This window comes from Thermodesulfobacteriota bacterium (assembly GCA_025062045.1).
Classification (GTDB): domain Bacteria; phylum Desulfobacterota; class Syntrophorhabdia; order Syntrophorhabdales; family JANXAF01; genus JANXAF01.
The window spans coordinates 17,943-31,354 of sequence record JANXAF010000006.1 but is presented as its reverse complement, the minus strand read 5'-3'; the positions used below and the strand labels follow the sequence as shown (position 1 = coordinate 31,354).

General features: G+C 42.9%; 11 protein-coding genes and 1 pseudogene. 3 read left to right on the top strand and 9 right to left on the bottom strand.

Annotated elements, in window-relative coordinates; all coding sequences use genetic code 11:
• Nucleotides 1–845: 845 nt before the first annotated feature.
• The 8 genes and pseudogenes from NZ583_05615 to NZ583_05580 all read right to left on the bottom strand — a co-directional run bounded on the left by NZ583_05615 (nucleotide 846) and on the right by NZ583_05580 (nucleotide 7,757).
• Nucleotides 846–1,712 (bottom strand): chordopoxvirus fusion protein, encoded by an 867-nt coding sequence (locus tag NZ583_05615; GenBank protein MCS7281089.1) that lies wholly within the window; start codon nucleotides 1,710–1,712, stop codon nucleotides 846–848.
• Between the two features lie 210 nt (nucleotides 1,713–1,922).
• Nucleotides 1,923–2,591: a hypothetical protein gene (locus NZ583_05610; protein ID MCS7281088.1), complete on the bottom strand. Its 669-nt coding sequence runs from the start codon at nucleotides 2,589–2,591 to the stop codon at nucleotides 1,923–1,925.
• 27 nt (nucleotides 2,592–2,618) lie between these two features.
• Nucleotides 2,619–3,116, bottom strand: coding sequence for a class I SAM-dependent methyltransferase (locus NZ583_05605; protein MCS7281087.1), 498 nt, complete (start codon nucleotides 3,114–3,116; stop codon nucleotides 2,619–2,621).
• A gap of 76 nt (nucleotides 3,117–3,192) precedes the next feature.
• Nucleotides 3,193–3,864 (bottom strand): 4Fe-4S binding protein, encoded by a 672-nt coding sequence (locus NZ583_05600; protein MCS7281086.1) that lies wholly within the window; start codon nucleotides 3,862–3,864, stop codon nucleotides 3,193–3,195.
• A gap of 276 nt (nucleotides 3,865–4,140) precedes the next feature.
• A pseudogene (locus NZ583_05595) lies at nucleotides 4,141–5,517 on the bottom strand (pyruvate carboxylase subunit B).
• 14 nt (nucleotides 5,518–5,531) lie between these two features.
• Nucleotides 5,532–6,461 carry a phosphoribosylaminoimidazolesuccinocarboxamide synthase gene (locus tag NZ583_05590; protein ID MCS7281085.1) on the bottom strand — a complete coding sequence of 310 codons (930 nt, stop codon included), beginning with the start codon at nucleotides 6,459–6,461 and terminating at the stop codon, nucleotides 5,532–5,534.
• On the bottom strand, nucleotides 6,427–6,786 hold the full coding sequence (locus NZ583_05585; protein MCS7281084.1) for a hypothetical protein: 360 nt from the start codon (nucleotides 6,784–6,786) through the stop codon (nucleotides 6,427–6,429). Before NZ583_05585 ends, NZ583_05590 begins: the two co-directional genes overlap by 35 nt.
• Nucleotides 6,783–7,757, bottom strand: a complete 975-nt coding sequence (locus NZ583_05580) for an enoyl-CoA hydratase/isomerase family protein (GenBank protein ID MCS7281083.1) — start codon at nucleotides 7,755–7,757, stop codon at nucleotides 6,783–6,785. The genes NZ583_05585 and NZ583_05580 overlap by 4 nt, the downstream gene beginning before the upstream one ends.
• Nucleotides 7,758–8,203: 446 nt before the next feature.
• Between NZ583_05580 and iorA the strand changes: the two genes are divergently transcribed.
• Genes iorA through NZ583_05565 form a run of 3 tightly spaced genes read left to right on the top strand, consistent with a single transcriptional unit; the run spans nucleotide 8,204 to nucleotide 13,146 of the window.
• Nucleotides 8,204–10,015, top strand: a complete 1,812-nt coding sequence (iorA, locus tag NZ583_05575; protein MCS7281082.1) for an indolepyruvate ferredoxin oxidoreductase subunit alpha — start codon at nucleotides 8,204–8,206, stop codon at nucleotides 10,013–10,015.
• Nucleotides 10,016–10,031: 16 nt separating this feature from the next.
• Nucleotides 10,032–10,637, top strand: a complete 606-nt coding sequence (locus NZ583_05570; protein ID MCS7281081.1) for an indolepyruvate oxidoreductase subunit beta — start codon at nucleotides 10,032–10,034, stop codon at nucleotides 10,635–10,637.
• Between the two features lie 55 nt (nucleotides 10,638–10,692).
• Nucleotides 10,693–13,146, top strand: coding sequence for an insulinase family protein (locus NZ583_05565; protein MCS7281080.1), 2,454 nt, complete (start codon nucleotides 10,693–10,695; stop codon nucleotides 13,144–13,146).
• Here NZ583_05565 and NZ583_05560 read toward each other — a convergent pair.
• Nucleotides 13,143–13,412 (bottom strand): DUF1844 domain-containing protein, encoded by a 270-nt coding sequence (locus NZ583_05560; GenBank protein ID MCS7281079.1) that lies wholly within the window; start codon nucleotides 13,410–13,412, stop codon nucleotides 13,143–13,145. The genes NZ583_05565 and NZ583_05560 overlap by 4 nt on opposite strands.

Below are 13,412 nucleotides of genomic sequence, written 5' to 3'. Positions count from 1 at the left end.
ACTTCCCGCTTTTGAGAGGTCGAATAAGACTGCTGAATCCCAAACAAACGGTCTGGACCAGAATAAACTCAAGCAAGAAAATTCATTTTTAAATATAACCTTTCCACTTACCAAACTTCCGTTGGCCAAATTCCAGGTACAGAGCTGTCTTTAGCCGCACTCAGAATAAAAATGGTTGGTTTGGGTTGCTGTAGAAAAATTTACAAGCTTCTCGGACCAAACAGATAAGAATCCCGTTTCGGTTTCGGAAGTATGTACGCAGCGATCAAGTCTGAAAAGAAAAACCATGACAAATGCCTTTATGGGCGACCAGTTTTTGATTGTTTGGGTACTCGTGGCTTGTTTCAGGGAACATTTGGGAGAAACCTTATCCCACAGATCGCCTGAGTTCTGGAATGCAGAATGCGGTTTCTCGACTGGCTTTAGATAAGCCTCTTGAGGTCCTTAGACGGTATACAATGCATAGAGATTTCAAGCGCTCTTTTATTTCTCCGGCTGGGGTAAAGTGCGTGGAAGCGTCATGATCTTGCTACGTCTCGAAAGAGGCTTAGAACCTTGTATGCGAAAGTAGTCCGAGAAGGGATTATTCGAGCAGTATGGGAATCCGGAAAGTATGATGAGTGTGAGCGGTATAATGAAGAATATGTCCTCATTTGGAACGACACCTTTTTATGGAAATATGTTTATTATAGACTTTTACTTACGCTACTTTAATGACCAGAAAGAAAACAATTTGTAAAAGCCAACGAAATGACACATAGACGGAGGATGTCGAATGAGGTTTTCAGTTCTACACCCAAAATTAGGGCTCGCAGTCCCTAAGTGAAAAGCCGAAAAAAAACTTTTCACTTGAACTGATAACTTAGGTAGACCTTTATCCCCTTCTCTTCGGCATAGTTTTTTACGAGCGGGTGCACCTGGTGGGTGACGCAGATGAGAAGTTTTTCCACTGGGAAGATTTTTGAAAGCTTGTTTACTTTATTCAGGAATTTAGTTACATCCGCCTTGGTTAACTGAGTTTTTACTTCCCCAATGATCACGAGTTCCTTTCCGTTAGCTCTCCCTTTCCCGATTATGTTCACTTCCTCGTAATGCTCGGGTGATATCTTCACATAGTCTCTTATCAGCTCACCAACGACCTCAACATTTAAATCCTTCTTAAGAAGCGCGGGAAGATACTTGTATGCTTCATTCTCGAGGAGGTATCCCACCGTATGGGCAAGACCTCCGAGGTTCTCCCTTGTCTTTTGATGTTCATCGGTGAGCCTCTTTAAAGCAATCGCCAGCTCATTTAACCTTTCCTCAGTCTTTTTCTGAGCCTCCGCCAGCTCATTTAACCTAATTTCCGTCTTCCTTTGAGCCTCTGCCAGCTCATTTAACCTTTCCTCAGTCTTTTTCTGAGCCTCCGCCAGCTCATTTAACCTAATTTCCGTCTTTTTCTGAGCCCCGGCAAGTTCACCTATTGTTAACTCAGTTCTTTTTTGTGCCTCTGCGAGTTCGCTTAATTTTAATTCCGTTCTTTTTTGTGCCTCGGCAAGTTCTCTGACAAGTTCGGCTAGGCGGTTTACTTCTTTTTTTAGTTCGGTAAAATCCTCTTTTTTTACAGCTTCGCCGATACTTTTTTCTATGCTTTTGAAAATGGTAATCAGTACGGATCTTAGCGTAGGTTCTAGTTTTTCAAGTTCTTCAAACACTTCGACGCTTAATAGCATAGCATTATAGTATATCTGACTGTATGAGTGCCATCAACAATTTCCGCGAAAAAGAAAAATAAATAGAGTCGGGAATTTTTTGCTATTGGATACTTCAATGTGTTGCCAAATACAGTTAATTTCTTAACACGTCACGTTATTATCATCCACCAAAGATTCCGATCTTTTCTAACGGATCCAAATTTCTCATTGAAGTGTGGGGAGTCCTGCCTACGAAGGAGAGTCCTCTACTTTTTTTGCCTTTTCGAACGCTTCTTTACCTTCTTTTAATGCATGGTAGGCGATACCTGCTGCGCCGAGAGAGTCGATAAGTCCGAGACCGAAAATTTCATATCCGAGGCTTGATAGAAGTAAGATAAAAGAAAGATACATGCATGCCCTCGTACAATGCGCATCCTCCACTATAGCCTCGGATCCAAGTATATTGCCTACGCTAAGCTTGGCCTTCATAAGCAAAGCCATTGTAAGAATTGAAACGATTGAGATCACTATTCCTATTATTGTTGTTTCGGGCTTTCTGCCAAAATAAGCATTAAGAAAGGCAGTGGCGAACAGGCCCGCCGACAGTATATAAAAAGCGGAACCCGTTATTCTGAGCGCAAGTTTTTCAAATCTATAAGTACCCTTAAACTCCTCACCTTCCATCCGCCTTATCCCGAGATATATGCCAAGTCCAGACATGACCTCAACAAAAGAGTCAAGACCAAATCCGAAAAGGGCTATTGTTTCATCTTCCACACCAAAGTAAACGGATACAATCCCCTCAAGAATGTTGTAAAAAATTGTGAAAAGAGCTAATCTCCGTGCCTTTCTGTAAAAGCTGGCTACGCTTTCTGAAATTCCAAAAACCTCCTTGCCTTGTTTTCCGTAAGGTACCATATAAGGAACAGGAATTCTACAATTTATTCAGTTTATTTTGTAAGACCTAAAATCTCCTACAAGTGAGTATCGCCATCCGTAACTCTGGATTCGTACAAAGAAACCCAGTTCTTGAGCGATTTTTTTGATTCTATCCGGAAAGACGGGAAGAACCTCACTTCCAATGAGACTTTCAAGCCGGAAAATAAAGCTTCCTAACTTACTTCGCGGATCGATCTCCAAAAGATAGAGTTTTCCTTTTGGCCTTATGACCCTTCTTATCTCGTCCATTGCCTTTTTTTGGTCAGAAAAATGGTGAAAGGAAAAAGCACAGACGACAAGGTCGAAGGTACTATCGTCAAAGGGAAGCTCTTCTGCTCTTCCCACCACCTTTTTATCAAAGGGGGTAGCAAGTTTTAGCATTCTTATGGAGAGATCGAATAGAACAAACTGGACATCTCTTCTCTCTTCAAGAAAAAAACACGACGGAATACCAGCCCCAGACCCAAGATCTATAATAATTCCCCCGTAAGTCAAGCCTTTCACAAGAAGCCCCAGATCCGTCTTCGAGCCGGACGGATAAAAAAGAGGCGAAAAGAACCGGAAGAATGTCGGAAAAAGATCAAAGATGCTCTTTTTCAGTCTCCCTCCCTAAGAAGAGAGTCTCTTCCTTTAGGATTTCCCCGTTTCTTCCGACAGTTATAAGCTTTATCGGCATACTTATGCTTGCCTCATCCATTGCCGTCTTCAAAATCGATAAAAAACCCCTGCAACAGGGGATTTCCATTATTGCAAGGGTTATGTCCTTGGGGCCAGCAGACTCAATTATCTCTTTAAGCTTCTTGACATAAGTGCCCGCATGATCTAACTTGGGACATCCTATGAGGAGTTTTTTTCCATCAAGTATCCTTTTATGAAAGTCGGGATAAGCGTAGGCCACACAATCTGAGGCGATAAGGAGACTTTGATTCCGCAACTGCGGTGAGTGAGGAACAATTAATCTTATCTGGATTGGCCAGTTGCCTAAGACGCCTTCGTTGGCAATTTGGATTTCGCATACATGCTCTTTGCCGTGTTCCTCAAAGGGTTCTGCCTCTTTCAGAACGATTTTTAATGCCCCCTTTGGACAAATATTTATACAAGCGCCAAACCCGTCACATAAACTTTCCGATACGAGCCTCGCCTTCCCATCTATTATTTTTATAGCTCCCTCCTCGCACGATGTTACACATAGACCGCACCCATCACAGAGTGTCTCGTCGATCTCAACTATGTTTCTTTTTACCTTTCTCATCTTTTCCTCCTTCTGTTTATTGCTAATAAAATGTCCTTTTCCAGCTCTAGACCCAATTTTTTTTAAGATCAGTATAGTAAAACGCGAATTGCGATTCCTTGACCTAAGTCAAAAACCTTTTTTTCGCAGATGAAACGAGGAAATGAAGACAATGGGAAAGCGAAGAAAAACACAAAAAATACTTAATAACGGATTTGTCTAGGAGGGAAAACGTTATGAAACCACCTGAGCCGTAACCCTAGACTGGTGTTGACCTTCTGATTTCCGAATTTTTTATTGAATACCGTACTTTTTCTTCAGGAACTCCAGCCCTGTTACAGGATATAGAGCATAGGTCAGGATATCCTCCATCTTGTCAGATATACCGGCAAGTGCTTCCTTTGCCTTTGGAAGTTCTGGCTCCAGAATGTCAGCAGGTCTACAAGTGATTGGAGTTTCTCCCCTTTCATAGCCCTTAAGAACTATCTTTCTTACTTCCTCATTTACGGGTGCGGGAGGTCTTCCGTACAATCCGAAGAAGTAGTCTTTTACCTCCTTAGACACCATCTTATACCTTCCAGCAAGAACGTTGAACACGGCTTGAGCACCAACTATCTGGCTTGTCGGTGTGACAAGAGGAGGAAAACCCATATCCTCCCTCGTTCTTGGTATTTCTTCAAAAACTTCCTTCAGTCTGTGGAGCGCTTTCATCTGCTTCAGTTGCGAGATCAAATTGCTTATCATTCCACCAGGTATCTGGTGCATCAAAACGCCTATATCTATAACAGAAAATTTTGTGCTGTCAGCGAAGGAAATGTATTTCGGTATGATACTTTCAAGATATTCGCCTATTTCGGAAAGTAAATTAAGATCCATATCGATCTCATAGGGTGTGTTCTTCAAAGTTACTATGAGTGGCTCTATCGCCGGATGGGATGACCTATAAGCAAAAGGAGCCACAGCCGTATCAATGCCATCTACTCCCGCCTCTATAGCTTTTAAAAGAGCCATAGAGGCCATTCCGCTAGTAAAATGCGTATGAAGATGGACAGGTATCTTTATCTCTGATTTGAGAGCCTTAACAAGTTCGTATGCATCATAAGGTGATATTAGTCCTGCCATGTCCTTTATGCATAATGAGTCTGCCCCCATCTCCTCTATTATCTTTGCCTTTTTTACATAATACTCAAGGTTGAATATTGGACCACCAAGCCTTTTTTCAGTAAGAGAATAGCAAATTGTCCCCTGAATATGCTTGTTACATTTTTTTATGGTTTTAAAGCATGTGACGAAGTTCCTCTCGTCGTTTAACGCATCGAAGACCCGGAAAATGTCAATTCCAAGTTCTGCGGCCTTTTCCACAAAGGCTTCTACCACGTCGTCTGCGTAATTCCTATATCCCACAAGGTTCTGACCGCGAAGAAGCATCTGGAACTTGGTATTTGGCATTCTTTCCTTTAAAACCCTTAATCTCTCCCATGGGTCTTCGTTAAGGAACCTTGTCATGACGTCAAATGTAGCCCCTCCCCACACTTCCATAGAATAAAATCCCAAAGCGTCCATCTTCTCCGCTATGGGGAGCATGTCCTCAGTCTTCATTCTCGTTGCAAACAGCGACTGGTGACCATCTCTAAATGTCACATCTGTAATTTTAAGAGGAGATTTTGGGGGCATGGAATCCTCCAGAGTCATACTAATTTTTTTCCAACTAATCTTTCGTAAGCCTCAAGATAACGAATTCTCGTTTTTTCTACTATCTCGTCTGGGAGCCAAGGAGCGGGAGGTGTCTTATTCCATCCTATCGAAGTCAGATAGTCCCTCAAAAATTGCTTGTCGAAGCTTTTTTGCGGTCCTCCAGGTTTATACTCATCCATTGGCCAAAACCGGGAAGAGTCAGGGGTTAAAAGCTCATCTATAAGGATAAGCTCTCCATCTTTGAGACCAAACTCCATCTTGGTATCTGCTATTATTATTCCCCTCTTTTCGGCGTATTCCCTTGCCTTTTTGTATACCTCAATTGATATGTCCCGAATCTTTTTTGCCAATTCATCCCCAACCATTCTTCTTACCTCATCGAATGTGAGATTCTCGTCGTGGCCGACTTCTGCTTTGGTCGTTGGGGTGAAGATCGGTTCATCGAGTTTAGACGATTCTACTAAACCGTCGGGAAGTTTTATACCGCAAACTTCCTTCTTTTTTTTGTATTCTTCCCACGCTGAACCGGATATGTATCCCCTCACAATGCATTCAACAGGGATCGGCTTTGCCTTAAAAACTAGCATAGACCTACCTTCTAAAACGTCCCTGTATTTTTTGCAAACATCCGGAAAGTCCTCTACATCCACAGAGATCATGTGGTTTGGGACGATGTCTTTTACGAAATCGAACCAGAACCTGGATAGCTGGGTGAGCACCTTTCCTTTATCAGGGACGGGATTAGGCATAACCACATCGAACGCGGATATTCTGTCAGTGGCAACGATAAGAAGTCTATCTCCGAAATCATATATGTCCCGAACCTTGCCCCTAGTCTTCAATGGAATGTCTGGAAAATCTGTCTTTGATACTAACACACTACCTCCCTTAGACTTTTCTTTCTTCGCCGAATTGAAAGACACTGAGTAAGTGAAGCCTGAGCAGATCTCCCTTTTTCAGCCCATTCTCGAAGATTTCTTCCTCAGGCAGGTGGAGTTCATTCCAATATCCGACTATTTCGCCTATCATTTCCCTATTTATCTCTTTCAACTTATTTCCGTTTCTGTCGAGTGTAGCCTCAAGAAAGCACCTTATCTTATTCCCCACAACTATCTCCATCCGGTTTCTAAAGCCTGAGGGGATCTCCACGTAGAGATCCCCCGGCTCCCCTTTTAACTCGGCTACGATAATTTCAGGACCCTCCGACTCTTTAAAAAATCCGAGAACTCTGGGTTCCTTCCACATCATCCGAGCTCGGCCCCGCAAACACCGCAGTACTTGAAATCGTCTGGTAGGTATTTAGCTCCGCACTTGGCGCAAGATTTCATAGGTGGACCCCATATATAGGTGCGGCTCTTTCCTTCTATGTCCTTCTTTCTCATACCTCGGTAGTCGACTTTCCGTTTCTCCAAGAAAGCGCTGAAGCCTTCTATTGGCTCGGCCGTTGCATAATGGATCGATAGCCAATCCCTCGCGTGCTGGAGTGTCGTCCAAGCAAGATCTGTCCAGAAGTTGCACTGTACCTTTGTGTATCTCATACAGTCTGGGAATTTGTCTATAAGTTTTTCGCATACCCTCTCTACCGCCTCGTCGAGTTTTTCGTACGGAACAACTTCATTTACAAGTCCCCACTGCAAAGCTGTCTTTGCATCTATCTCATCTCCCACCATTACCATCCAGCGTGCCCTTTTGTCACCAATGACAAGCGGCAACCACTGGGTAGCTCCTCCAGCCGACACACTTCCTGTTCTTGTTCCTGGCTGTATGAATCTAGCATGCTCGGCAGCGATGGAAATATCGCAGGCCAGATTTATCTCATTGCCACCGCCAGCAACCACCCCGTTGATCCTGGCAATAATAGGTTTTCCGCAGGTGCGGATTAGATAAAGCATCCTTTCATAGTATTCCCACCACATGTAAAACTCGTGTGGTCTTGCAGGATAGATCGTAGAGTAAGTTCCTGCATCCCCACCTGTGCAAAATGCCTTGTCTCCCGCACCTGTTATGATACCAACTGCAATTTTGTCGTCAACAAGAATATCGTGAAGGGCCTCGCAGATCTCTGCAAGCTCAGTTCCCGTGTATGCGTTGTACCTGTGAGGTCTATTGAGGGTGATCTTTGCTACCCAATCCTTTTTCTCATAAATAATTTCCTGGAAGCCAAATTCTTCAGGGTCCCTACCTCTGAACAGCTTTTCGTATTTGTCTTTTCCGTTCATAAGCAACCTCCTTTCTGGGTTTTGGATATTTTAAAATTCACAGATTTTTAATACCACCTCCTTTTTATTCACAATCGGTACTTTTTAAGTCCAGTATACGTGTCGTGAATTATACTCTACGGAAGGACGGAAGTCAACGAAAGTTGTGCATAATGGCACGAAGGTCAAAGTTACGCCTCTTTACCGTAAATAAAATGACATCGTTTTTTCGATTGGATATTTCCAAAAACAAAAAGTACAAGTAAAAAATCTGGCACAATGGAGTTAAAAAATTCGAACTCCATTCAATATTACAGTGAGCACTGACAAGAAAAATAACGTGGGGTTGTAAAATTTGTCTTGACAATCTCTCTCTTTTCGTAGAAAAATAAATGCGCTAATTAAGTGAACAAAATAACAAGCTTTTTTCTAAAACAGAGTTTAATTAATAAAATGACGGAGGGATTATGCGTAAGGTCGTTATGCAGGGTAATGAAGCCATAGCAAGAGGTGCATGGGAGGCGGGAGTTAAAGTGGCAGCCGCCTATCCTGGAACTCCAAGCAGCGAAATACTTAGGGCCTTTGCTGAGAAGTATCCGGAAGTATATGCGGAGTGGTCTGTAAACGAGATGGTGGCAGTCCAGGTCGCAGGAGGTGCAGCCCTTGCAGGAGTAAGGGCGATGGCATCAATGAAACATGTAGGAATGAATGTAGCATCTGACGCCTTTATGACATTTTCCTACACAGGAGTCAAAGGAGGTCTTGTAATTCTCATTGCTGACGACCCTTTTTCCCACAGTTCCCAGAATGAACAGGACAGCAGGAACTGGGCAAGATTCGGAAAGGTTCCGATGCTTGAACCGTCAGATTCCCAGGAATGTAAAGATTTTACGAAGCTCGCCTTCGAAATAAGTGAGCAATTCGACACGCCTGTTCTTGTGAGATCCGAAACTAGAGTCTCCCACTCGGATTCTCTTGTCGTCTTGGGGGAGAGAGTTGAACCGAACTACAATCTTGGTCTGGATCTTAAGGATGCACCGAAATACACGATGGTTCCTATGAACGTGCGACAGAGAAGAAAATTCGTGGAAGAACGGATGAAGAGGCTCGAAGAGTATGCCGACACTTTCAAATACAACGTGATGGAGATAAATGATACAAGGTACGGAATAATATCTAGCGGAGTTTCATACCTTTATGCAAAAGAGGTCTTTCCCGACTGGTCTTTCTTGAAACTAGGGATGGTTTGGCCCCTTCCAAAGAAACTCCTATCCGAGTTCTTTAAGAAAGTTAAAAAGGTTGCGATTGTTGAGGAACTTGATCCATTTCTGGAAACAGAGATAAGGGCCCTTGGATTTAAAGTGTGGCATGGAAAAGATGTAATCCCAACGATGTATGAGCTCTCTCCTGAAATAGTGGAAAAAGCTTTTAAAGGTAAGAAATACAAGGCCCCTGCTACTCGATACGATACGACAAAGCTACCGCCCAGGCCTCCTATTCTCTGTGCCGGATGTTCCCACAGACCACTTTTTTATGCCTTAAAAAAGCTTCGACTGTTCGTCTTCGGGGACATAGGCTGCTACACCCTTGCAACTGCTCCACCCTTGGAAGCGATTCATTCAACCATTTGTATGGGTGCTGGTGTTGGTATGGCACATGGTGCGATGAAGGCTCTCGGTAAGGAAGGTCTCGGCAAGTCGTGTGCTGTACTCGGAGACTCTACCTTTTTGCACGCTGGTATGCCACCGCTTCTCGATGTTGCTTATAATAAAGGAAATTCGACAACGATAATCTTGGACAATTCGACAACTGCTATGACTGGGCATCAAGAGCACCCAGGAACGGGCTATACTGCTAGGATGGAACCGACAGTAGCTGTAAGCTACGAAGAAATTGGTAGGGCACTCGGCATAAAAAGCATAAGGTATGTGAATCCGTATAATGTTAAGGAGACAATGGAGATAATAAGGGAGGAGGTCAATAAGGACGAACCGTCCTTGATCATTTGTAAGGACAGCCCCTGCATCCTTTTGAGGAGAGCAAAACCTCTTGAAAAATTTAAGTACCGTTGCTATTTCGTAGATACTGACAAGTGTAGGGGTTGCAAAGCTTGTCTTGAGATAAACTGTCCGGCAATTAGCTGGAGAGCCCAAGAGGGTGTGACCGCGGATGGACATAAAAGGAAGGGTGTGACGTACATAAACCCTGATCAATGTGTGGGGTGTAGTGTTTGTGAACAGATTTGTAGATTTGAGGCTATAAGACCGCAAGTAAGTTAAAAAACCGGAGGAAAAGATGATAAAAAACAACAGAAAGGTAACGAACATATTTCTTTCCGGAGTCGGAGGCCAGGGGACGATCCTGGCGAGTAATATTTTGGCAGAGGTTCTTTCTAATGCCGGCTATGATGTGAAAAAGGCCGAAGTCCACGGTATGGCTCAGAGGGGTGGAGCTGTGACCACGCACTTTAGGTTTGGAGAGAAAGTTTACTCCCCTCTCATTAAATACGGCGAGGTTGACTATCTGGTCGCCTTTGAGCTTTTAGAGGGGTTAAGGTACATAAATTGGTTAAGAGACGACGGTACAGTGATACTGAACAATCACAAGATGTATCCGCCAGTTGTAAATTTGGGGGAGATGGAGTATCCAGAAGATATACCTGGAATTTTTAGAAAATTTTTTAAGAACAACGTTTACATTGTCGATGGCGTAGAAATTGCAAGAAAACTTGGGAACATTCAGGCAGCCAACGTGGTTATGTTGGGCGCTTTCTCCAACTTCTTTCCCGAAATAAAGGAAGAGTTGTGGCTCGATGCCATAAAAACGCTTTTGGCAGAAAAACTCCAAGAGTTAAATCTTAAGGCGTTTTTAGAGGGTAGGCGTGCCCTTACGCCTAAGTAAGAGGACATCATTTGTCCTCTTCGTTCTTTTTTTATCGGTAAACTCGGCGTACGGTGTGGATGTATTTTTTTTGGACAACGGACTAAGGCTGATTTTAGAGGAAAGACCTGGGACAGGGGTTGTCGCGTTACAGATTTGGGTGAAGGTCGGAAGTAAGTACGAAAGACATGAGAACTCCGGAATTACCCATTTCATTGAACATCTAATCTTTAAGGGCTCTAAAAACTTAAAAGCCAACGAGATAGCCGCGAATATAGAGGCTCTTGGTGGCTCGATAAATGCATATACTTCTTATGACAATACCGTATACCATGTCGTTATTCCCAAAGAATCTTTTGTCGATGGGTTTTTACTTCTAAATGAGGCTGTGTTTAATCCTACCTTTCCGGAAGAAGAAATCGAAAAAGAAAAGAAAGTTGTGATTGAAGAAATCAGGATGGGAGAAGATGATCCTGAAAAAAAACTCTACAAAGAACTTTTCAGTCTTGCTTACGGAGAGTGCCCTTACGGTAGACCTATAATTGGGTTTCCAGAGACAGTTAGTCTATTTTCCAGAGAGGATATCGTCTCGTACTTTGAGGAGCATTATGGAGCCAATACTACAACTTTAGTGGTAGTGGGAGACTTTGAGAAAGAAAAAGTCCTTAAACTAGCTAAAGACACAGTTGGACAATTAAAAACTGGAAAGAGAGACTATATTGCGACAAGCTGTGCAAGACCGAAAGGTCTCGTAAAGATCATAAGACGGAATGTTCTTGAAAGCTATCTGGCTATATCATACCCTATCCCGAACATTTTGCATGAAGACATCCCGGCCCTAAAAGTAGTCAGCGCACTTCTTACAGCTGGTGAGAGTTCGAGATTGATCTTGGAACTTAAGAATAACCGGAGAATTATCACTGGTGCGTCTTCGTTTGTGTTTGCACCTGAGGATGAAGGGCTTTTTGTGGTTTACATGAACTTCAAGGGACAAGATTACAGAAACGTAATTGAAGCCGTGGAAGCGGAAATAAAAAGGTTGGCAAAAAAGGTAGAGGAATGGGAGTTAATCAAAGCAAAGAATCAAATCAGGGCATCCTACGTGTACGGGAGCGAAACGCCACAGGGCAGGGCAAGGATGCTTGGCTATTACGCCACTCTTACAAGCGATGTCTACTTTGTGGATAAGTTTCTTAAAAAAGTGGAAATGGTCGGTCCGGAAGACGTAAAGCGCGTGGTCGAAAGGTATATCAGTGAAAATATGAGAACCACAGTTTGTATCCTTCCTATTGAAGATGAAAAAGAGAGTAACCCTTATTATGGCGAACTCAGAAATGGTCTGAGGTACGTCATAAACAGAAAAACTGATGCGCCACTTTTTGCATTTTCTATTGGTTTCATTGGTGGAGTAAAAGATGAGCCTCCAAAAAAGAACGGAATCTTCAATGTCCTATCGAAAATGTTCCTCAAAGGGACGAAGAAAAAGACAGCCTTTGAACTTGCTACCTCTATAGACACTTTGGCGGGTTATGTGGATCCTTTCTGCGGGTACTATCTTTTTGGGCTTTCGGGTAAATTTATGAGCAAAGATTTTCGTGATGCGTTAAGTCTTTTAAAGGAGATGCTTTTAGAGACCGAATTTCGCGAGGAGGAACTTAGAAGTGTCAAAAATGAAATCTTCTCCGAACTGAGGCTTAAGGAAGATGACCCGTTTTCTTATTCATTTAGAAGGTTCCATTCCCTGCTTTATAAAGACCATCCTTACGGAAAGGATCCGTCAGGTACTTTTGAGGATGTGGCCTCCATCACTATTGAAGATTTGAGGTCTATTTATGAGACCCATGTGAGTCCAAAAAACTGTGTGCTTGCAATATCAGGTGATTTAGACGTGCACGAGGTTGAAAAGCTCATAAAAGAGCTATTTTCCAACTGGACCGGCCCTAAAAAGGAGCTAAAAAAAGAAAAGATTACCACCCAAACCGGAAGCGTTCATCTCGAGAAGGAAATCTTCCAAACCCACATGATTTTTGGATTTCCAGGTGTTGCCTTTACAGAAGAGGACAGGTTTAAAATGGAGATCATAGATGCCATTCTTTCTGGTATGGGGGGAAGGATCTATCGGGTACTGAGAGAGAAGAATCCATACGCGTACGCTACTAGCTTTTTCAATCAGATGGGTTTCGATTCAGGCTCCATCGGTATATATGCCGCATTCGATCCTGCCAATTTAAATAACGTGAGAACAGCTGTGGAAAAGGAACTGGAGAGTCTTATGAAGGATGGCTTTTCTTTAAAAGAGATAGACCGTGCAAAGAAATATCTCGTTGGAAATTACCTTATCTCGATGCAGTCGAATAGTTTTATAGCTCATAGGATGATGGTAGACACAATTTACGGATTAGGTCACGACTTTTTCAAAAGGTGGCCTAAAAGGATAATGGAAGTTACACCTTTTGAGTTGAATGAGGCTCTAAAAAAGTACTTAAGACCAGAAAAGAGTCTAGTAGTGACTGTCGGAAAAAGACCCTAAGTCCCGACCCCTGCACCTTTGCTTACGACGTCTACGTATTTCAGCTTCAAATCGCAAAGCGTATTTTCAATTAACCTTTCCTCTTCTTCGGTCAGGTTCCCTTTGGTCTTTTCTTTGAGAATCTCTATAAGTGCTATCGTCTGCCTTGCCCTATCCAGGTCGATTCTTTTTTCGCTAGTTAATGGATCTGGCAGTTCACCTAAGGAAACGAGCGCTGAGCTAGAAAGAGAAAGTATAAAAGTGGAAAACGTCCAGGCTTCTTTCAT